Below are 20908 nucleotides of genomic sequence, written 5' to 3' on the forward strand. Positions count from 1 at the left end.
TCTTTTACGGTAATTCTAAGTCAAAATAGTGATCAGCATAAGCGAGTATTCGTCTATATTTAGCCTGCGAGGAGCATATCGGGATATTATATCGGGATATTACCCGACGAGCTCCCCATTAACCGCAATCCGATTAGTGCCGCTCGACTTGGCGAGATACATCGCTTGGTCCGCCGCACGTATGAGATCGAGCTCCGTCTTGCCCGGTGCCCATACCGTACAGCCGACGCTGGCGGTCATCGGAAGATGAAGCCCCTTAATCGACATTGGCGATTCCAGTTGCTCAATCAACCTCTTGGCTACCTGCATTAAGCTGTCGTCGTCGTTCTGCAGCCATGCCGCCACCACGAACTCATCGCCCCCTACGCGCGCGACCAGATCGAACGCGCGAGTCGCCTTCTTGATGCGGTTCGCGAATTCGACAAGCACGAGATCGCCGACTTCATGTCCGTGAGTATCGTTGCATTGCTTGAATTTATTCAAATCGAGGTAGAACACCCCGAATAAGCCTTCTTCTCGGCCGGCGCGATTCATCCAGCCTTGGATTCGAACGCTAAAGCCTCTACGATTCAGTAATCCCGTCAGAATGTCGCACTCCGTCAGTTGAATAAGCTCACGCTCAAGTTTCTCGCGCCTTTCAATTTCGGCTCTTAATTGAATCAATAATTGCTCGTAATCGTTTAGAATCCGTACTTTATCGTCGTAGTTGATTTGCTTGCCCAGCTCTGACCCCAGAGCAAGCGATAACAGCTGCAACGTCTCGATATCTCGGCTGGAGAAAGCATTAGGACGGCCGGAGATGACTTTCAATACGCCGACAGCGTTGCTAGTTTCGAACAGAGGAACGCAGACCATGCTCCGCGCGCCGACTCTCATAGTCGCTTCCTTGTTGACGCGATCGTCCTGCTGCGTATCCGGCGAATACAAGATGTTCTCTTCGGTCACGCACAAGCCCGACAAACTGCCGTTCTTATGGAGTCGGATGCCCAGATGAGGCTGCAGCGTACCGCTGACGGCGGCATAAACCATTTCATCGCCCGCCAGCATTTCGATCGTAGAACCGTCGGCATCGGTTAATAGGCACATCCGATCGCAGATCGTCTGCATAAACAGCTTTAAATCAAAGTTAGATAACAGCATTTGCTGCTGGACTTCCATAATGACTTTCAGGCGACGGTTCTCAATCATCGACCCTATTCCCCTCCAAGCGCGCATAGTAATCTGTCGGACATTATCAGATAACATGCTAGCACTTTTAAATAGGTTTGTCAGCCCGGCTCCGAGAGTGGCTTGATCTGTCTCAATAAATAAACTTCCGCTGCGCCCAATAGCTGAACAGAAATAAGGAAGCTTCGGTTATGAACTTCGCCGCGACGAGATGTACACCCATAATTTCATTCAAAAGATGCATCAGTCCATAATTCAAAAGAACGACGATGAGGACAAGAGCGTAATACAGGGGCAACGCTTTGCGCAATGAGACTTCTTTTCTTTTGCCGAAAATGAGCCCGCGATTAACCATAAAATTCATCACAGAGCTGAAGAAGCGCGCGCCTATAACGGATACGAGCAAATTCGCGTTTGTCCAATGCAGGAACAGAAGAAGCAGTACAAAATCCATGATCGCGGCGAACCCCGAGGACGCGCAGAATTTCATGAACGGAAAATACACCTTAGCGGAATCGATGATCGGACGGAAATGCGAAGATTTGTTATCGTCCAGATAGACGGTGTCGATCGGCACTTCTTTGAAACAATAGCCTGCATTCGGCGCTTCAAGCAGCATATTCATTTCATATTCGAAGCGGTCTCCGGGCAGTTGGCATAACCAGTCCAGCATGTTAGAAGAGTAGCCCCGAAGACCGGTTTGCGTGTCCGTTAGAGGCGTGCCTGTCGTAAGAGAGTATACCATTCGCGTAGCGGAATTCCCGAGGCGACTGCGTAGCGGAACCTTGCCGGTGAACCGTCTGCAGCCTAGCACGATATGGTTAGGATACTCATGAAGTGCCTTTTTAATCTTCAATATATCATCAGGAAGATGCTGGCCGTCGCTATCGGCACAGATGACTTCGTCTTCATGGCCTTGCCGCCGGACATAGTCGAAGCCTGTCTTCAACGCCAGCCCTTTGCCTTGGTTGGTCGGATGCGTAAGTACGGTGCAGCCGGCATCTTTCACCGTATCGAATATATCGCGATAGTCCTCGCCGCTTCCGTCGTCCACAACTAATATTGAATCGTCCGTTGCTTCCCTCAAATCATGAATGAGGGCAATGAGCCGGTCGTCTGGTTCGTAGGATGGAATAAGTATTGTCATCGAAACAGTCCTCCTCGTTAGGATTTGGGAATATAGATGATGTCACTGACACCGCGTTCGCTGCCGTGGCTGCTCGGTGTATTCACGACTCTGTCCATAAAAACCATCGTGGACGAGCCGCCGCCATCGAGATTGTAAGCTTCGGTCGCGCCGAGCTCCTTGAACAGATCGGCGAACTCGGTCAAGGTCATGCCGCGGCTGTATCCGGTGTTGCGCCCGTCAACGACGACAAACACGAAATGATTGGGGGTAATCATCCCTATGCCGGTGCGCGGATTCGCCTCTTGAATCGAGCGGTTGCCGAAGTTTTTGTCGATGCGAACGCTGCTGAAGTCCCCCGCGATCTTTCCATCGTCGACGAGGATAGGGCCGAAGGAGAAGGTGTTCGTGGCCCCTTCAGCCAGCAGATCGTCCGCGGAGGTTTGCTCCTCGCTGTAGCCTTGCAGCGAGCCGTTCTTGAACAGGGCAAAGCCGTCGCGTGCAGGCTCATTGCGGTATATCGTGCCGTTACGGATGATGACACCGTCGTTGCGGAAGCCATAGTAGTCGCCATTGATTGCGAGTACGGCGTTGTTAGTTGCCGCGATCTCCGAAGTGTTCTCGGTGATGTTGGTGCCGAAGGCGTTTTTGGCAAAAGCGGTGAGCAGATTCGTCTGGTTGTTGAATTCCACATCGGCGACGTAGTAGGTGATCGTATCGGCTCCGGAGCCGGTTTGTACTTTCTTGATGCTGACCGTCTGGTTGTCATCTTTGTAATTCCAGTCGTCCCATTGCGCAGGAGATGCCGAAGACGGGATGGAAGTCTCCTTACTTGCGGCTGCGGAGCCGGAGTCGATGCGGATCTCGACATGCTCAATTAAATAGCGATCGGCAAGCGCGTATAGGGTCGATCCGATGATCGTTAGCGAAACGATGATGGATACAATGATTTTCTTGCGTCGGCGGAACATTAGGAGTCACTCCTTCATTCGAATAATGGTGGGGAATAACCTTAGCCTAAAGACCGAACCTTTAATGAATCTGAAACCCAGAAGAGTGGGAGAAAAAGAAGAAAGTACAAAAGCACCAATCCACTTAAGGATTGGTGCTTTTTTGGCTGCCCGAGAAAGTCTAGACAGCGTATTGTTTGTTAATAAATCATTGAACAGATTTCTTTGTAAGAAGCATGCCTGAATCGATTTCACATTCATTAAAGGTTGAGCCTCTAAGCTACAGATAAGCACGCGAATTAGAGGACCTTAACGGAGGTGCTCTTTTTTATGGCAGGCAAGACGGAAGACTATAGGAAAGCACCAGAAATCGATGGATTAGCTTCTACAGCGATTTCGAGTTGTTCCGTACAATAAAGACACACAGAAGGAAGAAGGTGATGGATTTGGGCAAGGCGGGACGCCAATGGAAAGTCATCCGAAGCAACTTGGATATGTATGCTTTGGTGCTGCCGGGGCTGGCCTTTTTGCTGATATTCAAATACACGCCGATGTATGGCATTCTGATCGCATTTCAGGATTTCAACATTTTCAGCGGTATTGGCGGCAGCGAATGGGTGGGGCTGAATCAGTTCGAGAAGCTGATTCGTTCGGAAGAGTTTTATCAGGTTTTGACCAATACGCTATTGATCAGTTTATACAAAATCGTCATCTTGTTTCCCATTCCGATCGTCCTCGCGCTGCTTCTAAACGAAGTACGCCGCATGTTCTTCAAGCGCGCCATTCAGACGATTATTTACTTGCCTCACTTTCTATCGTGGGTCATTATCTCGGGGTTGTTCATTAATATCCTTTCGCCTACGAGCGGAATCGTCAACGGGCTCATCAAGTGGTTGGGCGGCGAGCCGGTCTCCTTCCTTTCCGACAATGACTTCTTCCGCAGCATCCTCGTATTCACGGCAGGCTGGAAGGAAATCGGATGGAACGCGATCATCTTCATCGCCGCAATCGCAAGCATCGAGCAAGAGCAATACGAGGCGGCCGCCATTGACGGTGCGGGCCGGATTCGGCAAATGATCTCGGTATCGCTGCCGGGCATGCTGCCGACGATCGTCCTCATGTTCATTCTGCGCATCGGCAGCCTGCTGGAAGCGGGGACCGAACAAATATTGACGATGTACAACCCGCTCGTATACGAAACCGGCGACGTCATTGGAACATTCGTGTACCGCATGGGCCTCGGGCAGCAGGATTACAGCTTCAGTACGGCGGTCGGATTGTTCAACTCCGTGGTGGGTTTCCTCTTAATCGTCATTGGAAACATGCTTAGCAGAAAATTTCTTAAACGAAGTATTTGGTAGGGGGTGAGCCGCTTGCGTCACAAAAAAGCCGGCGATTATGTGCTCGATATCGGAATTTATTGCATCTTGACTTTTATGGGCCTGATCACTCTGCTTCCCTTCGCCAACGTTCTGTCCAAGTCGGTGAGCGAAGAGTGGGCGATCGTCGCGGGGAAGGTCGGCGTATTCCCGCGAGGTTTTCAGCTGGATACGATGCGATTCGTCGTTACATCGGACCAATTCATCCATTCCTTTCTGATCTCCGCGTTCGTTACAATCGTCGGGACGCTCGCCTCTATTCTGTTCACGGCCATGACGGCTTACCCGCTCTCGAAGAGGGAGCTTCCGGGGATGGGCGTTCTGATCGTCCTGTTCATCTTCACGATGATGTTCAGCGGAGGCATTATTCCGAATTACTTGCTCTTGCGCGAATTGGGCATGCTCAACCATCTTAGCTCGCTCATCTTGCCTGCTTTGATCAGCGTGTTCAATCTGCTCGTGGTGAAAAGCTATTTCGAAAGCTTACCGCCAAGCCTGGAGGAGTCGGCCAAGCTCGACGGGGCCAAGAACATCGGCATTCTGTTCCGCATCCTTCTGCCGCTGAGCGGTCCGGTCCTGGCGACAGTCGGATTGTTCTACGCCGTCTATTATTGGAACGACTACTTTAACCCGATGCTGTACATCAACAGCACATCCTTAAAGCCGCTTCAGCTGTATTTGCAGGATATCGTGATGAACGCCGACACGTCTACGGCATTGAGCATGAGTGCCGACGACATGATGAACGTGCCGGCAGAGGGCATCCGTGCGGCAACCGTGATCGCGTCGACGATTCCGATTTTGCTCGTGTATCCGTTCCTGCAGAGGTACTTTATTAAAGGCGTGCTGATCGGTTCCGTTAAAGGGTAGGTCGGCTGCGCGAGGCAAATTCAACGTTGCATTAACTTTTTCAGGTGCACCTGATGTTAATGATATAATTACATTATTCTTAGGAGGGTCATGCATTGAGGAAACTACCGAAATTGCTCACGCTTGCCGCTATGACCGTAATGCTTGCCGGATCGTTGACAGCATGCGGATCGAAAAACAACGGAAACAACGGAAACAACGGAAACAACGCTTCCGAAGACTCAAAGGGGAATCCAACAGCCTCGGAAAGCAACGCGGCTCCGGAAACGGAGAAGCCGACCTTGAAACGACTGAACGTCTTTCAAGCGGAAGATTATGCAACCTATCCCGTAGCCAAATTTCTGGAAGAGAAAACGGGCTATAAAGTCCAGTACGACGTCCTCCCGCAAGACAAAACAGCCGAGAAACTCAACTTGATTTTCGCTTCAGGCGAGCCTTATGACTTTATTACGTTCTACAATGATTTGGCGCTCTACTCCGACTATGCTCAGAAGGGAGCATTGACGGATTTGACCCCGCTGATTGACCAATATGGACCGAACATCAAGTACGCGGTTTCTCAGCAATCGATGGACGCGCTCAAAATCGACGGCAAGCTGTACGCAATACCGGCTCCGGTTACGCATGAGGTCGGCTTTAGCATCCTGATCCGTACCGACTGGCTGGAGAAGGTTGGCCTGGCAATGCCGACGACGACCGATGAGCTGGTGAATGTTTTGAAAGCGTTTAAAGAGAAGGATCCGGGCGGCAATGGCGATCAAAACGTTCCGCTGACGATCAAAGGCGATCAAGCCATGCTGGAAAACATCGTTGGCGCTTTCGGCATGCCGAATCCATGGAACGACGTGAACGGCCAATTGACTCCGCGTGTGCTCGATCCGAACTATCCGGATTATGTGAACTACGTAGCCGATCTGTACAAACAAGGCTTGCTGGACAAAGAGTTTATCATCAATAAAGACGCTACCGCCAAAGAGAAGTTCGCGAGCGGCAAAGCCGGCGCCATCATCGTTCACTGGGCGGATATCCCCGGTCTGAACGACGCGCTGACCAAAGTCGTTCCGGATGCGAAGTTCGCTTACGTAGGTGCTCTGAAAGGTCCGAAAGGGCAAGCAGGCTTCGGCGCAATGTCGGGCTTTGACCGTCTGACCTTTATTCCGAAATCCGCGGAGCATCCGGTTGAAGCCATTAAGTACATCAACGAATTGCTGGAGCCGGCCACGTTCAAAGAATTGGCGATCGGCCAAGAAGGCAAGCATTACAAGTTTGAGAATGACGCTTATATTCCGATTTTGCCGATTTTCTCCGATGAGCGCAACCAAGCGAACAACTACATGGCCGGCGTAGACGAGGCGAACTATCCGCAATACTGGCAAGCGCGCGTCCGCAAAAACCCGATTATGTTCGAAGGCTTCGACTTCTTGAACAACAAGCAGCCCGCGGAAGTGAAAGTTCGCAATACGCTCGGATGGGCTCCGTATTTGCCGGAGCATGCGAAGAACAATATGCGCCTGGAAGTAATGGTCGGCGAATATACGGTGAAACTGTTTGCCGGCGCCGAGTCGCTGAACGATCTGGCGAAATTCCAAGAGAAGTATAAAGCTTCCGGGGAAGACGTCAGCGCGAAAGAAATTAACGACTGGTACGCGACTACAAAATAATAATCATAAACGGAGGCAGCGGTGAGATTCATGGAATCTACCGCTTCCTTCCATTGGAGGAGAAGCCCTTATGAACCTTAATTCCTATACATTCGAACGTCAAATCGACACTTACGCATACGCGGATGTCGTTGTAATCGGAGGAGGGCCGGCGGGTACAGCGGCTGCGATCGGCGCGGCGCGTTCCGGCAAAAAAGTCGCGCTGCTCGAAAAATCGGCGCAGCTCGGAGGCATGGGCACGCTCGGCAACGTCAGCATCTTCATGCCGATCGGAAACGTAACCGGCATCTATCGGGAAATGATCGCGGAAATGCTGGCTGAGTACTTGCCGGAGGGACATGACGAGTCGATCGCGCCGCAATACTCCCCGTTTCTGCTGCGGCATTATTTGAACGAGAAGATGAAAAAGGAAAACGTTCACGTGTACTTCCATTCCGAATTCGTGGGTACGATCCGCGAAGGCAATAAGATCAAAGCCGTTATTATGTCTACTCGCGAAGGCTTGAAGGCTTTCGAAGGAGAACGGTTCATCGATTGCACCGGTGATGCCCGCGTCGCCATCGATGCCGGCGTTCCTTATACGACGGGGCGCGAAGAGGACGGCTTAACGCAGCCGATGACTCTGATGTTCCAGATGACGAATACCGGCAGCCCCGTCACCCCTTTCTTGCCGGAAGGATGCTACGAATATAAGGAAGTGTCTGATCTCCCGCAAGGGCGCAGGTTATACTGGGAGCAGAACAACAACGGCACGCTGCTCGTCAACATGTCTCGCGTCAAAGCAAATGGCGCGAAGATTGAAGAAGTGAACTACGCGGAGGCCGAAGCGCTGAAACAAGTATTTTCCATCGCGTATTACCTGCAAAAGACAGGGTATGGCAACTATTCGCTTTCTCATATCGCATCGCAGACCGGCGTTCGCGAAACGAACCAAATCGAAGCGCTCTATCGGCTGACTGAGCAGGATTTAGTGACCGGTGCACGCTTCCCGGACGTGGTCGCGCAAACGAACTACGAGATCGACATTCATAGCCCGGATGCGGCCAAAACGACAGACGAGCGTAAAATCGACGGGTACGATATCCCTTACCGCTGTATGGTTCCGGAGGCGATCGATAATCTCCTCGTGGCGGGACGGTCCATCTCCGCGACGCACGTGGCAATGTCGTCGATGCGCGTGCAGGCAACGTGTTACGCGCTGGGGCAAGCAGCAGGCGCGGCCGCAGCCATCTCGATGGATCGCGAGACCGCGATGAGAGACGTACCAATGACCGAGCTGCATGAACAATTGAAGAAGCAAGGCGTCAAGTTTTTCGTGAAATAAGCAAGGAAGCGGAGATGCGATATGCTTCGCCGGATTCGACAACGAGAGCCAGCCGGGGAGGACGACTTAGACATGTATAAATTATTAATCGTGGATGACGAGCCGACGGTTAGAACCGGCTTACGTACCTATTTCAATTGGTCCTCCTACGGTATCGAGGTGATCGGCGAAGCGGACGACGGAGACGTGGCGCTTGAGTTTGTCGAGAAAGAGCTGCCGGACCTGATCTTGTCCGATGTCCGGATGCCGAACATGGATGGGATTACGATGGCGCAGCAAATTTCAGCGAGGTATCCCGATGTTCAGATTATTTTCGTAAGCGGTCACGACGACGCCGAATATTTGAAATCCGCCATGAAGGTCAGCGCGGTCGACTACATCTTCAAGCCCGTGAACCTGCAAGAGCTGACGGAGGTCATCAAGAAGGTCGTCATCGATTTGGATGCCAAACGGTATGAGCAGCGCCGCAAAGAGGAAATGCGGATTAAGCTGAAGGAAGGCATGCCGCTTCTGAGGGAGAAATTCCTGCTCGCTTTGATCGGCAATGTCACGCCGAAGCACAATCTTCAAGACCGCCTTGTTTTTCTGGGGTTGGATTTACCCGTTGAAGCTTCCTATTGGGTGATGGCGATTTCCGTCGACGATCTGGGGGAAGTGACGGCGAAGCGTTCCGAGGTGGATCGGCAGCTCCTGTGGTATTCGGTGTTAAACATTTGCAGAGAACTGATAGACGTTCATATGAGCGGCTATGCTTTCGAGCATCGGAGCGGGGAATTTGTCGGTATCTTACGGGCGGAGTCTGAGGATGGCGGGCTTCAGGATGTCGCGAACGCTTTGCTCACGCTGGCTGACGACATTCGAGAAAATTTGGAGCGCTGGCTTAAGATAGGCGTAACGATCGGAATCGGCGATCGGGCGGATTCCTTGGCCGAGCTGGCTCACGGGTACAAACAGGCTCGGGAAGCGGTCGATCACAAATGGTATCTGGGAAAAAACCGAATTATTACGATGAATAGCCTTGAAAACCCCGAAGCGGAAGGCGGCGGGGGCACGGGGAAGTTCGATTCCGAGCATCAGGAGCAGCTGGCTTCGGCGCTGAAAGCGGCAGATCCGGACAAGGTTCGCGAGACCCTCGATCTGCTGTTCGCGGACTTGAACCGCAATCGGCCGGCCGGACTAAAATACGGACGCAACGTATGCTTGCAGATCGCCCTCGTGGTCGGGCAGCTATTAATGGAGCTGAATGTGCAGTCCACGGAGCTGGAGTCTGCGGAATCGGCATTGTGGGAAGCATTGTTCGAGCAAGAAACGATAGGCGAGATGCGTCATTTGGTCGAAATCCACCTCCTATCGGTTTGCGAGCGGATCCGCGAGAAGCGAATCGGCAAGGTTGCGAATTTGGCGGAGCGGGTTCGCACCATTATCGAGCAGAAATATGCAGACGGCAATTTGACCGTCGATGCTATAGGCAAAGAGGTTTATTTAACGTCGACCTATGTCAGCCTGCTGTTTAAACAGGAAACGGGACAAACGATCAATGAATATTTGACTCAAGTGCGCGTAGAGCGAGCCAAGGAAATGCTCCGCGATCATCGATATAAGTTTTACGATATTTGCTATGCAATCGGGTACACGGATCCGAGTTATTTTACGAAGCTGTTCAAAAAAGCGACCGGCGTAACGCCGAGCGTTTACCGGGATAGCCATGTTTAAGGCCAGCGCGTTCGGTCGGTTCGTTCGCCGCTTCTCGATTCCGAGGCAGTGGCTGTTGGCCTACCTGTTCTTGATCGTGGTACCCGCGGGAGTTATTTTGTACGGGTTTTATGAGCGTTCCGCCACGATTCTCAAAGATGAAGTCTCTCGAACGATGCAGCAAGCGCTTAAGCAGGCGGGAAGCAATCTGGCTTACCGCTTGGAGCATATCGAGGATATCAGCAACTCCGTAATCATGAACGCCAATCTTCACGAGTACCTCTCGGTCGGGGAGAACGATCAGTTGATCGGCATTCAATTTCAGGTGATCAAAGATTTGCGGAATATAGTCGAATCCGTTCAGTCCAACTCGGATGTGTTCCATGTACGGCTTTTCGTCGATAAATCCAAGCTCTACGCGGGTGAACGAATTAATTTCTTCTCGCTGGAAAGTTTAAAGACAGGCTCGTGGTACGAGAAAATTATCACGCAAAACGGCGGAATCGTATGGTCGGGCAGTTACGAGCAACGGTATTTGGATGCAGGGAATGCCCGCATTTTCTCGGCTGCCCGGATGCTGAGAGATCCTAATCAATACGCGAAGGTGTCGGGCGTGCTGATGATTGACGTGAAGGAGCAAATGGTGACGGATATTTTATCGACGCTTCAATTCTCGCCGGGAACAAACGTCTACCTCGTGGATCCATATGGGACCATCGCTTATCATCCGAACAAGGCGCTCGTCGGTTCGACAGTCAGCCCCGAAATGCAAGAGGCGCTCTCGAGCGGGAGCGAAGGAACGCTCTCGATCAAGCTGGATGAGGAAGTGAATGATGTCCTGTATGCGACCGTCAATCCGACCGGGTGGAAATTGGTCGCACAGGGCACGGAGTCACAGCTTTCTCATCGCGCGGTGAAGCTGACGCAAATGACGGGATTAACCACGCTCTTGGAATACATCGCGTTGTTTCTTCTGCTACCGGTCGTACTGCTGGCAATCATCGTGCGAGGGATGAATCGCAGGGTCAAAAGCGTCATTACCACGATACGCAAAGAAGGCACGGACACTCCGGTGGATTTTCCTGCAGAGACAAGCGATTTCTTGCTGCTCGAACGGAGCGTTGAACATATGCTATTGCGGGTGCGCACGTTGGTCGGAGAGAAGTACTTGGCCCAAATTCATGAGCGCGAGGCTCAGCTTCAAGCGTTGCAAGCCCAGATCAATCCGCATTTCTTGTACAATACGCTGGATACGATCAATTGGATTGCGATCGGCAAGGGAGCGACCGACATCAGCCAGATGATCGACGCCTTGGCAAAATACTTCCGGTTGAGTCTTAATAAGGGCAGAAGTATCGTCAGCGTAGAGGACGAGTTGTGTTTGGCTCAAGTCTATTTAGAAATCCAGCAGAGCCGTTTCCCCAATACGTTCGATTTCCAGGTGGATATGCAGCCCGGGCTCGAGGCTTATCAAATGCCAAAGCTGATATTGCAGCCGATTGTAGAAAATGCGCTGTTGCACGGAATCCGCAAAGCGAAAGGGAGGCGCGGCTCCATCGTCATCACCGTTCGCGAGGACGACGGAGAGCTCCTCTTTACGGTGTCCGATAACGGAATCGGCATGGAGGAACCGAGGGCGCTGCAGCTGCTGTCGGTGGCGCCTTCCGGCGAAAAGTCCGACGGTTCGGGCAGCTCCTACGGGCTGTACAATGTCAATGAGCGCATCAAGCTCTATTCCGGAGACGACAGGTATGGGTTAAGCATCTCCTCCAAGCTTGGCATCGGCACCATCGTTACGATCCGATTCAAAGCGGCGGAGCTTACTAAAGGCGAATAATAAAGAGAAGCCGCCACGCTTAATAGCAAAACAGAGCGCTCACAAATTGTGGGCGCTCTTAGCGCGTTGACTGTACAGCAAGATAGGGGGAAGAGGCATGGAGCATGAAAAGAAAAACAGACTCACTTTAGCATTGTTTTCTATTTATTTGTTGGTTTTGGTTTGGAGTATTTTGCTGAAATTTCATTTTTCACTTTCGGAAGTACATGCAGGCAGAGCGATTAATCTTATTCCCTTTCAGGATTCGGTTACGGTTAGCGGTCTGAGATCCATTGAGATTTTTGTGAATATACATGTGTTTATCCCATTTGGCATCTATATTGGCATACTCAAATTTAATCGGCCTTTTTGGGCAAAGGTTCTTCCGATCCTGGGCACTTCATTGGCTTTTGAAATTGTACAGTTTATTCTCGCGATTGGCAGGACAGATATTACAGACCTATTCAATAATACACTTGGAGGGATGCTGGGCATTATTGTATATTGGGTTCTGCATAAGATACTGAAATCAAGAGCTGCGAAAGTAGTTCATATCATTTCGATTATGGCCATTATCCTGGTGCCGGTTTTTATCACATTGTATTTACATATAACGGGGATAAGGATCAGATTATAAGCATCTGAACTCGGGAGACCAAAGGAGTTACGATTTCTATGGACAATGAACAGGTAATCTATGGCATATTGCCGCATCCGACCCTCAAGGGTAAGGTGTTTGTACAGAAAGAAAATGAGGAATGGTGTCTCCCTGGTACGCAAGTGGAAGAACCAATCTCCCCGACTGTGGCTACACGAGAGATGTCGCGGTTGTTCGGTCAGCCCGTGGTCGCGTATCGATACATATCGATCTCAGATAATCTGCAAGTGGGGCGAAAAGAAGGCATCTTCTTAGTAGACAATCTTGGCAGTGACCAACTAACACAAGCGGGAAGATGGGTAAGCAGCGATGACTTGCCTAATTTGCCATTCAAACGATTAGACCATCTCGAGGTCATTTACAATCATTGTTCCGAATCGGAGGCAGCGGATCAACCCAAGTTCCGCCGACCATGGGAGAGCAGCGGATGGTTTGCGCAAGCGACGGCTTGGATCGAAGAAGCTCTCCGCCCGTTGGGCCTCGAGGTTATTGCGCAGCTCGAGCCCATGAAATGGTGGAGTCTGTCTTGCGTCCTCCGGGTACCTACCAATCAAGGGAATGTCTACTTCAAGGTAAACGCAGAACAGCCGTTGTTCGTGGATGAAGCTAAATTTCTCCAATTCATGGGCAAGCTTTACCCGGAACGCGTACCGGACGTCCTTGCAGCCGAACCCCATTACGGATGGATGTTATCCAGTGACAGCGGAGTCAGTATAAGAAACAGCGTATCCATGGGACAGAAGATCGAGTTACTGCGAATATTCGCGGGGATCCAGCTAGATGCCATTAACCATGTAGATGAGTTGCTTGAAATAGGTTGTGCCGACCGTAGAGCGGATCGACATCTTCCGTTGATTGCTCCGCTTCTGGATGATGAACTAATGACAGCCCAGTTAACGCCGGAAGAAATTAGCGAGCTTCGAAAGCAAATGCCCAAGGTAGCGGAAATGAACAAGAAGCTCTCGGAGTATGCAGTGCCATCGACGCTGCTGCACGGCGACCTTAACCTGGGGAATGTCACAAGCTCAAACGGCAGGCTGAGTTTCATTGATTGGACGGACGCATCCGTAGGTCATCCCTTCATGGATATGTTCCTCATCTATGACGAAACCGATTTAACGCTGCAGGCTCAACTGAGGGACGTTTATTTGGAAATGTGGAGCGGCTTCGAGCCGATGCATCGTCTACAGGAGCTGTGGTCGTTATGCGAGGTCATGCATGCCATCCATCACGCAATCAGCTACCAGTCTATCCTGCACCACACTGAAGTTAGGTCCCGAGCCGAGCTGGACGACGGACCGCCGTTCTACCTTCGCAAAGCATTGCGATTTCTTCAAGATCAAGAGGTACGGTAATACATTCTTAACAAAGGCCATCCTGCGAAGGATGGCCTTTTCAGGCTGTCGCAGAGAAAATCACTTGACTAGACACCATTTGGTGTCCTATAATAAACATGACACTAAAAGGTGTCTAATTACGAACGAGTCATACAGCCATTAATAAAAACAGTGAGCCCGGAGGAGGAAACGATATGCGTGCGATTCCCGTAACAGTAGAAGCCTTTAGATCAGGAACTCAGCCTCGAGTGAAAATGATTGCCTATTGGGTGGCCACCTTGCTTCTCGCATTTTCGATTACATTAAGCGGCATTGGGCAGCTCATGCGATATGGGGGCAATGTCGAGTTGATTACCCATATCGATTTTCCGCTATATATTACGAGCATTCTCGGCACTTGGAAATTGCTTGGCGTCCTGGCGATCGTCGTTCCGGGCGTACCTCGGCTCAAAGAATGGGCTCACGCCGGCATATTCTTTCTGATGACGGGTGCGGCATTCTCGCATGCACTAGCCGACGATTATGGCGATTACGGATTTAACATCATACTTCCGCTGACCTACGCCGCACTGAATATTGCTTCGTGGGCGCTGCGACCGAACAGCCGTAAACTTTAAATGTGAAGAGGAGAGATGGAAATGTCCAATCTTGTTGATTTCAAAAACGTGTCTACCGCCGGTTTAGAAACTTCGCCGGTAGCGGGAGCGCTTGCCGGTCTGCGTGCAAATGAAGCCCGTTATTTTATGAACAAATACAAGCATGATTTTACGGTCGTACCGGCGAGCGAGAGCCAAGAAACGCTGGATTATGTTAACCGCGTATTGAAAGAAGAACGTAATATCGTGTTTGCCGCGAAACCACTGGAAACCTCGTACTTTCAAGTGGAGAACATTCGGTGGGCTTTTGTCTTTTACGAAGATGGACTTGGCATTAACGTCCTGTACACGGTCGATGATCCTAAGAAGCGGGCCGTCGGGTTTAAGCTTTCCGAGGGGATGGAGGTCCCGGCAGAGCTGGGGAAATTCAAATTTGCCAGACAGAAATCCAAGCTGGCGGGCACGATTCGGGGTTCGTTCTTTGTAATCAAAGGGGAGTATTGACGGACAATGGCTTGGGCCATGGAAAGAAGGCAGGATCCAGGAGCAAACGTTCCCGTATCCTGCCTTTCATTGTTCTACTGCACCAAACTTTCTAAATCCGGCTGCAATTTGTTCCTCAGCATATACAGCATGGTGGCACCGACAAGGAAGGTGACCGCGTCGGCAATGACGAGCGACCAGACCACGCCGTGGAAGCCGTTCATCTGATTAGCGATATACAACACGGGAATCAGCGTGATCCCTTGAATGATGGACATAATAAAGGCCGCGGTTCCTTGCGCCGTTGCTTGGAAGATCCCCGTAAACAGCGCGGTCATTCCCGTAATGAACAAGGATAAGAACGTCACATGCAAAATGTAGCTGCCCATTTCAATTAATTGCGGGTCATTCGTAAATAAACCAATCAAGTGATCGGAAATCAGATAGACGATGACACCGAATACGGCTGCCAACGCTACAATCGCTTTGATGGTGAAGGCGATGGTATGCTTCATCCGTAATTTATTAGCCGTAAAAGAAAAAGCAATGAGCGGTACGACTCCCTCGCATAACCCCATCAGAATAACCTCTGGAAATTGCAATAAGCGTGATGAAATCCCGAACGCCGCGACGGCTTGCTCCCCGTATTCGACCAGATAACGGTTAAAGATGAGCGACATCGCACCCAAGAAGAGACTCATAACAAAAACGGGAACTCCGATTTTGAATACATTGCCGAGAATTTCCTTGTTCGCTTTGAACCATTTTAGAGAGACGGTTAGGAACGGGCTCTTATATCCAATATGGAAGGCATAGAATGCACTCGCAATCAAGTTGGAAATGACCGTCGCAGAAGCAACACCGAGCACATCCCAATGGAAGACGAAGATAACCAGCGCATCGAGAATAATATTCACCGCGACACTGAGAATCATACCGATCATCGACGTGATGGCCGCCCCCTCCGAACGCACGATATTCTCCAGCGCGAAGAATAATACGATGAACGGGGAACCGGCAATCATTACCGTGACATAGTCCTTCGTGAAGCCAAAGGAGTCCGGCGTCGCTCCCAGGCCATTAACAATGGTATCGATTAATGGTAGACCAGCGGCCATCATGATCAGACCGAGCACTATACTGCTGTAAAAAGCGAATGAGGACACATGTTTGACAACGTCATATCGTTTGTCCCCCAGCAAACGGGAGATGAATGCACTGCTGCCGATGCCGATTAAGTTACCTAGCGCCATAATAGCCGCAAATAACGGCAGCGTTAGCGCGAGTGCGGTTAACATGGCCGTATTGTCCAGCGTACCAAGGAAAAGAGCATTCAGGATGGAATAGATGACGCTCATTGACATGCCAAGCATCATCGGTACAGCGAAATGGGCGACGGCTTTGGCGACCGGTGCTTTTTCAAAGTAATGGAGGTTTTCTGCATCCATAGAAGTCACTTCTTTCTATAATTATTTATGACGACGCCAATCTAACGGTGTTAGTTTGAACCTTACAGTGTTAGATGATATCATGATCCTATACACCTGTAAAGCATAAACTTACACTGTTAGATAAAAGGACGGATAGCGATGAAAAAGCAGCAGCCGCAGATTTCGGAAGATAAGATTTTGGAAGCCTCATGGGAGCTTCTGGGGGAGGAGGGCATTGAGAAATTCAGTCTGAGGCGATTGGCTGATCGGCTGGGGATACAGGCTCCTTCTCTGTACTGGTACTTCAAGAGTAAGCAGAATCTCTATCAGCGTCTCGCCAACCAGGTATCTAAAGTCATTCTGGAGGAATTCCACTCGGAGGGGGACTGGAAGGAGCAGCTGACAGGACTTGCGGTCACGCAGCGCAGCGTGCTCAGCCGATATCCCTGCTCCACGCAGCTCATGATGATGACGCTCCCTCACGAGCCGGACATTATCCGGTTCACGAACCGTATGCTGCTTTGCGTGGAATCGACGCCTCTTGATCAAGAGCAGAAACTGCAAGTAGTGAATACGCTTGTGAACTATGTCTTCTACTTCGTTCTGGACAACTACCAGCATGAGCGCAATGTCACTGCGATGCTTAAAGAAGAGGGAGCGCCGCAACCGGGTGAAGAGATGCTTCGCCTGCTGGATTCGATGAGCGAAACGGAAGCGGGGCTGTTTCGGAGAATGTTCACGACCGGGCTGTTCCAGGTGATGGGAACCGATGGGGCGTTTGAGTTCGGTCTTAGGCTAATACTGCTCGGCATTGAACAGGTAATAAAGGAGCAGGAGAAGCAGGAAGCGAAATAGAAGATCATGAGTGAAAACAGGATCCAGAATAAGGAGGAACGATTCAACGATGACGGAATTGAACCCTAACTCCAATAGGTCGGCGGGTGAGCCGGACAGTGTGGCCATCTTGCAATTCAAACAGGCCGTAGAGGGCAATAATTCGGAAACGGTAAGGCAGCTGCTGAACGACCATCCATCGCTTGTGAGGCGGATCGACGAACCATGGTTTTCTTTTGATGCACCTGCGATTGTGATCAGTGCCGGCAGGGGAAGACGTGAAATGGTGGACGTGCTGCTGCAGTACGGGGCCGATATCAATGTCAAAAGCAGCTGGTGGGCGGGAGGATTTGGCGTCCTGCATCATGATCATCACGACTTGTCCCGCTATCTTATTGAGCGGGGAGCTCATGTCGATCCGCATGCTGCGGCTGCTTTGGGGATGCTCGACCACTTGAAGACGATGGTCGAGAAGGAGCCGGAACTTGTTAATCAGCGCGGGCCGGATGGACAGGTTCCGCTGCATTTCGCCGTTTCATCGGAGGTCATGGATTTTCTGCTGAATCACGGGGCGGAAATCGATAAGCGGGATCTGGATCACAACGGGACACCGGCGCAATATGCGGTTAACAACCCGGACAAATGCAGACACTTAATCGAGCGCGGTGCCAAGGCGGATCTCTTCATGGCCTGTAAGCTGGGGGATGCCGAGCTTGTCCGCGAAATTTTGAACGACGATCCCCATACGCTGCAAGCCCAGGTGGGGAAAGGGGACCTTACCGCCGCCGGTGGGCATATTTATGAGTACACGATCGGCTCGGGCGCGAAGCCGCTTTTTCTTGCGGATCGTCTGGGTCTTGAGGCCATCACGGATTTGATGTTATCGTATAGTCCAGTCGAGCAGAAATTCCTGCTTGCTTGTATGCGGGCGGATACAGAAACGGTCCATGATATGTTAAGAGAACATACCGACATCGTCCAAACGCTGAAGCCGGAAGATCGGAGCGTCATTGCGGATGCGGCATGGGATGACAAAACAGATGCGGTACGTCTTATGCTGGAGATCGGCTTTAACGTAGATGCGCGCCGCAATGACCGTTCCATGACAGCTCTTCATGGAGCTGCGGTACAAGGAAACGATGAAATTGTCCGACTGTTAATCGACCAAGGTGCGTCTGTCGACATTCTCAATGAATTCGGCGGGACGCCATTGAATAGCTGCATCTGGGGTTCGCTTCATATTCAAAATCCCGAGGGCGACTATGCCTTAGCTGCGGAGATCCTTATCGGAGCGGGGGTTAAGCTTCCCGACCAAGCCATGGGCAGCGAGAAGGTCAAAGACGTTCTCATTCGGCACGGAGTGCCGGGTGAGAAAGGTTGAAAAAGGAGACCGGCTAATTCTAGCATTATTTTTGCTATACTATTGGGAGATAATAGAGTTGTAGTCGGAGGATAGGCGTATTTGGCGGATCACGGATCATTAAATAAGAGAATGAGGGATGACAATGTCGTACATCGTTGATTTTAAAAATGTGTCTACCGTTGGTTTAGAGTCCTCGCCGGTAGCAGAAACGCTTGCCGGCTTGCGCGCGAATGAAGCCCGTTATTTTATGAACAAATACGAGCATGTATTTACGACTGTCCCCGCTAGCGAAAGTCAGGAGAGCCTTGAATATGCTCATCGCATTTTGAAGGAAGAACGGGGTATCGAATTTGCTGCCAAGCCGTTGGAAACGTCGCGTTTTCAAGTGGAGAATATTCAATTTACCTATGTGTTCTACGAGGATGGCCTTTCGATCAATGTGATGTACACGGTCGATGATCCTAAGAAGCGGGCGGTTGGCTTTAAGCTCTCTGAAGGGATGGAAATTCCAAAGGAGCTGGAACCGAAGTTCAAGTTTGCCAGGCAGAAGTCTAAATTAGCCGGAACCATTCGGGGCTCGTTCTTCGTTATTAAAGGCGAATACGCCGTGTAGCAACGTGTAGATACTAACGGAATAGAACCATTCAACGGAAAGGAGAGTGAAGCTATCCCTATGATCAATGCAGCACATATTATTCTATATAGCACGGACGCGGATGCGGACCGGGTTTTCATTCGAGACGTGCTCGGGTTAGCAGGCGTTGATGCCGGCGGCGGGTGGCTTATTTTTAAACTTCCCCCTGCTGAAATTGCCGTGCATCCGACAGATGGACCAAGCAAGCAAGAGTTTTACTTTATGTGCGAGGACATCGAGAAGACGTTAAATGATTTAACGGCCAAAGGCGTGGAGATCTCGGCGCCAATCAGCGATCAAGGTTGGGGCAAGCTGGCCTCCATAAAGCTTCCGAGCGGGGCAGATCTTCCGATTTACCAGCCGCTGCATCCTGTAGCCTACGACATGGAGAGCTGAGTCTACACAACAATGAAGGCCATCCCGTAAGGGGTGGCCTTCAGGCTGCCCGAGAAACTCTCGACGGCCGCTTTTTGTTTGTACTTCATGAACAAAACTTTTAACGGTTGCCAGCGTGGCGATTTGATGAAAATAAGCCTCTGTGAAATCCTAACGGTTGCCACAGACGTTATTTGCAGCATATAGGTCATTTTCTAGTGGAAAACGATCAAATAAGCGTTCTGGCAACCGTTAGAATATAAAAAGGGTACATTGATGCAATAACCACTGTCACAACCGTTAGAGATGGAATGCGACAAAGTTTGCTCTCGTGTCATGCTGGAACCCATGAATCGACTTTGTATCAACCGTGGCTTTCTCGACACTCATAAGGCCATCCCGTGGAGGGATGGCCTTATGAATTTTCCGGATTTATTAACGGCTCCACTGGCAATGCTAACGGGAATGAGAACGGCATCAAGCAGCCAAGGCTTCCTTCGTGATCTGCTCGATGTCGATTTGTGAGCGAGCTCCTTCACTTACGAGGTCGGGCAAAATGTGCTGCAGGAAGTAATCGACGCAGTGCAGCCGAATGCCTTTGATTTTAATGAGCGCATGCCGGTACATGACGACGAATTCTTGCTCGGAGTTTCCCTTCTGCAGCTCGGCGAACGCCTCGTAGATCTGATCCATTTTATCGGCCACTTCGAGGATTTGACCTTCCACGGAATCATCTTTCCCTTCACGCAGCTGTCTGCGGAAGATCGACTTAAACTCTTCGGGAATATGCTCATCGATGAAATGGGCGACCATACCTTCTTCAACTTGCTGCAGCATAGAGCGCAGCTCCATGGAGTAGTGCTTAACAGGCGTCTTGATATCGCCGATAAAAATTTCACCATAATCGTGGCTGCTTGTGATCTCATAGAGCTTCTTCCAATCGACGGCGACGCCATGGCTTTCTTCGATATCGGCCAGAGTTTTGGCATATTGGACGACTTTCCATGAATGCTCAGCAACGCTATGTTCTTGGAATTTGAATTTGCCGGGACAACGAATGATTCTCTCCAAGTCGGTCAAGGATTGGAAATACGCATGAATCCCCATACGATCAGCTTCCTTTCTTTGATGAAGGTTTGGCTTGCTGCCATCGTAGGTCCAGTATAAAGGCGGATTGTTAGCGGATCGTTAATTCCACATTGGCAATCGGTGG

At 50.6% G+C, this 20908-nt stretch carries 19 protein-coding genes; 14 read left to right on the top strand and 5 right to left on the bottom strand.

Annotated features, from left to right (window positions below; genetic code table 11):
• Positions 1 to 99 precede the first annotated feature (99 nt).
• The 3 genes from BM412_RS26400 to BM412_RS26410 form a co-directional block, all read right to left on the bottom strand.
• Positions 100 to 1188 (bottom strand): sensor domain-containing diguanylate cyclase, encoded by a 1089-nt coding sequence (locus tag BM412_RS26400; RefSeq protein WP_091224701.1) that lies wholly within the window; start codon positions 1186 to 1188, stop codon positions 100 to 102.
• A gap of 112 nt (positions 1189 to 1300) precedes the next feature.
• Positions 1301 to 2314 (bottom strand): bifunctional glycosyltransferase family 2/GtrA family protein, encoded by a 1014-nt coding sequence (locus tag BM412_RS26405; RefSeq protein ID WP_091224702.1) that lies wholly within the window; start codon positions 2312 to 2314, stop codon positions 1301 to 1303.
• A gap of 17 nt (positions 2315 to 2331) precedes the next feature.
• On the bottom strand, positions 2332 to 3264 hold the full coding sequence (locus BM412_RS26410; RefSeq protein ID WP_091224703.1) for a phosphodiester glycosidase family protein: 933 nt from the start codon (positions 3262 to 3264) through the stop codon (positions 2332 to 2334).
• Between the two features lie 419 nt (positions 3265 to 3683).
• On the opposite strand from BM412_RS26410, the gene BM412_RS26420 reads away from it, so the two are divergent.
• The 10 genes from BM412_RS26420 to BM412_RS26465 all read left to right on the top strand — a co-directional run bounded on the left by BM412_RS26420 (position 3684) and on the right by BM412_RS26465 (position 15080).
• The gene (locus BM412_RS26420; protein WP_091224705.1) at positions 3684 to 4604 is read left to right on the top strand and encodes an ABC transporter permease; all 921 of its coding nucleotides are present in this window, start codon (positions 3684 to 3686) and stop codon (positions 4602 to 4604) included.
• Positions 4605 to 4607: 3 nt separating this feature from the next.
• Entirely contained in the window at positions 4608 to 5492 is an 885-nt protein-coding gene (locus tag BM412_RS26425) for a carbohydrate ABC transporter permease (RefSeq protein WP_256256605.1), read from the top strand.
• A 95-nt stretch (positions 5493 to 5587) separates the two neighbouring features.
• Positions 5588 to 7153 carry an extracellular solute-binding protein gene (locus BM412_RS26430; protein ID WP_091224706.1) on the top strand — a complete coding sequence of 522 codons (1566 nt, stop codon included), beginning with the start codon at positions 5588 to 5590 and terminating at the stop codon, positions 7151 to 7153.
• A gap of 70 nt (positions 7154 to 7223) precedes the next feature.
• On the top strand, positions 7224 to 8477 hold the full coding sequence (locus BM412_RS26435) for an FAD-dependent oxidoreductase (RefSeq protein ID WP_091224707.1): 1254 nt from the start codon (positions 7224 to 7226) through the stop codon (positions 8475 to 8477).
• 72 nt (positions 8478 to 8549) lie between these two features.
• Positions 8550 to 10190 carry a response regulator gene (locus BM412_RS26440; RefSeq protein ID WP_091224708.1) on the top strand — a complete coding sequence of 547 codons (1641 nt, stop codon included), beginning with the start codon at positions 8550 to 8552 and terminating at the stop codon, positions 10188 to 10190.
• Complete coding sequence (locus BM412_RS26445) at positions 10183 to 12006, top strand: sensor histidine kinase (RefSeq protein WP_091224709.1); 1824 nt, start codon at positions 10183 to 10185, stop codon at positions 12004 to 12006. Before BM412_RS26440 ends, BM412_RS26445 begins: the two co-directional genes overlap by 8 nt.
• A 97-nt stretch (positions 12007 to 12103) precedes the next feature.
• A complete protein-coding gene (locus BM412_RS26450) occupies positions 12104 to 12622 on the top strand; it encodes a VanZ family protein (protein ID WP_091224710.1) in 519 nt (172 codons plus the stop codon).
• A gap of 38 nt (positions 12623 to 12660) precedes the next feature.
• The gene (locus BM412_RS26455; RefSeq protein WP_091224711.1) at positions 12661 to 13998 is read left to right on the top strand and encodes an aminoglycoside phosphotransferase family protein; all 1338 of its coding nucleotides are present in this window, start codon (positions 12661 to 12663) and stop codon (positions 13996 to 13998) included.
• Between the two features lie 176 nt (positions 13999 to 14174).
• Positions 14175 to 14597, top strand: a complete 423-nt coding sequence (locus BM412_RS26460; RefSeq protein ID WP_091224712.1) for a DoxX family protein — start codon at positions 14175 to 14177, stop codon at positions 14595 to 14597.
• 21 nt (positions 14598 to 14618) lie between these two features.
• On the top strand, positions 14619 to 15080 hold the full coding sequence (locus BM412_RS26465) for a phage tail protein (RefSeq protein WP_091224713.1): 462 nt from the start codon (positions 14619 to 14621) through the stop codon (positions 15078 to 15080).
• Positions 15081 to 15154: 74 nt separating this feature from the next.
• Here the strand turns inward: BM412_RS26465 and BM412_RS26470 are convergent, their stop codons facing one another.
• A complete protein-coding gene (locus BM412_RS26470; RefSeq protein ID WP_091224714.1) occupies positions 15155 to 16507 on the bottom strand; it encodes an MATE family efflux transporter in 1353 nt (450 codons plus the stop codon).
• Between the two features lie 141 nt (positions 16508 to 16648).
• On the opposite strand from BM412_RS26470, the gene BM412_RS26475 reads away from it, so the two are divergent.
• The 4 genes from BM412_RS26475 (at position 16649) to BM412_RS26490 (ending at position 19716) form a co-directional block, all read left to right on the top strand.
• Positions 16649 to 17344: a TetR/AcrR family transcriptional regulator gene (locus BM412_RS26475; protein ID WP_091224715.1), complete on the top strand. Its 696-nt coding sequence runs from the start codon at positions 16649 to 16651 to the stop codon at positions 17342 to 17344.
• Between the two features lie 49 nt (positions 17345 to 17393).
• The gene (locus BM412_RS26480) at positions 17394 to 18704 is read left to right on the top strand and encodes an ankyrin repeat domain-containing protein (protein ID WP_091224716.1); all 1311 of its coding nucleotides are present in this window, start codon (positions 17394 to 17396) and stop codon (positions 18702 to 18704) included.
• A 124-nt stretch (positions 18705 to 18828) separates the two neighbouring features.
• The gene (locus tag BM412_RS26485; protein WP_091225062.1) at positions 18829 to 19299 is read left to right on the top strand and encodes a phage tail protein; all 471 of its coding nucleotides are present in this window, start codon (positions 18829 to 18831) and stop codon (positions 19297 to 19299) included.
• A 60-nt stretch (positions 19300 to 19359) separates the two neighbouring features.
• Positions 19360 to 19716 carry a VOC family protein gene (locus BM412_RS26490; RefSeq protein WP_091224717.1) on the top strand — a complete coding sequence of 119 codons (357 nt, stop codon included), beginning with the start codon at positions 19360 to 19362 and terminating at the stop codon, positions 19714 to 19716.
• Between the two features lie 456 nt (positions 19717 to 20172).
• Here BM412_RS26490 and BM412_RS26500 read toward each other — a convergent pair whose 3' ends face one another.
• Positions 20173 to 20802: an HD domain-containing protein gene (locus BM412_RS26500; protein ID WP_091224719.1), complete on the bottom strand. Its 630-nt coding sequence runs from the start codon at positions 20800 to 20802 to the stop codon at positions 20173 to 20175.
• Positions 20803 to 20908: the final 106 nt, after the last annotated feature.

Source organism: Paenibacillus sp. BC26, from assembly GCF_900116125.1.
Lineage (GTDB): Bacteria > Bacillota > Bacilli > Paenibacillales > Paenibacillaceae > Paenibacillus_Z > Paenibacillus_Z lignilyticus.

Bases quoted from the DNA above. Each gene is read 5' to 3' on its own strand.
- BM412_RS26400 (WP_091224701.1), bottom strand. From the start codon at position 1,188: ATGATTGAGAACCGTCGCCTGAAAGTCATTATGGAAGTCCAGCAGCAA.
- BM412_RS26405 (WP_091224702.1), bottom strand. From the start codon at position 2,314: ATGACAATACTTATTCCATCCTACGAACCAGACGACCGGCTCATTGCC.
- BM412_RS26410 (WP_091224703.1), bottom strand. From the start codon at position 3,264: ATGTTCCGCCGACGCAAGAAAATCATTGTATCCATCATCGTTTCGCTA.
- BM412_RS26420 (WP_091224705.1), top strand. From the start codon at position 3,684: ATGGATTTGGGCAAGGCGGGACGCCAATGGAAAGTCATCCGAAGCAAC.
- BM412_RS26435 (WP_091224707.1), top strand. From the start codon at position 7,224: ATGAACCTTAATTCCTATACATTCGAACGTCAAATCGACACTTACGCA.
- BM412_RS26440 (WP_091224708.1), top strand. From the start codon at position 8,550: ATGTATAAATTATTAATCGTGGATGACGAGCCGACGGTTAGAACCGGC.
- BM412_RS26445 (WP_091224709.1), top strand. From the start codon at position 10,183: ATGTTTAAGGCCAGCGCGTTCGGTCGGTTCGTTCGCCGCTTCTCGATT.
- BM412_RS26450 (WP_091224710.1), top strand. From the start codon at position 12,104: ATGGAGCATGAAAAGAAAAACAGACTCACTTTAGCATTGTTTTCTATT.
- BM412_RS26455 (WP_091224711.1), top strand. From the start codon at position 12,661: ATGGACAATGAACAGGTAATCTATGGCATATTGCCGCATCCGACCCTC.
- BM412_RS26460 (WP_091224712.1), top strand. From the start codon at position 14,175: ATGCGTGCGATTCCCGTAACAGTAGAAGCCTTTAGATCAGGAACTCAG.
- BM412_RS26465 (WP_091224713.1), top strand. From the start codon at position 14,619: ATGTCCAATCTTGTTGATTTCAAAAACGTGTCTACCGCCGGTTTAGAA.
- BM412_RS26470 (WP_091224714.1), bottom strand. From the start codon at position 16,507: ATGGATGCAGAAAACCTCCATTACTTTGAAAAAGCACCGGTCGCCAAA.
- BM412_RS26475 (WP_091224715.1), top strand. From the start codon at position 16,649: ATGAAAAAGCAGCAGCCGCAGATTTCGGAAGATAAGATTTTGGAAGCC.
- BM412_RS26480 (WP_091224716.1), top strand. From the start codon at position 17,394: ATGACGGAATTGAACCCTAACTCCAATAGGTCGGCGGGTGAGCCGGAC.
- BM412_RS26485 (WP_091225062.1), top strand. From the start codon at position 18,829: ATGTCGTACATCGTTGATTTTAAAAATGTGTCTACCGTTGGTTTAGAG.
- BM412_RS26490 (WP_091224717.1), top strand. From the start codon at position 19,360: ATGATCAATGCAGCACATATTATTCTATATAGCACGGACGCGGATGCG.
- BM412_RS26500 (WP_091224719.1), bottom strand. From the start codon at position 20,802: ATGGGGATTCATGCGTATTTCCAATCCTTGACCGACTTGGAGAGAATC.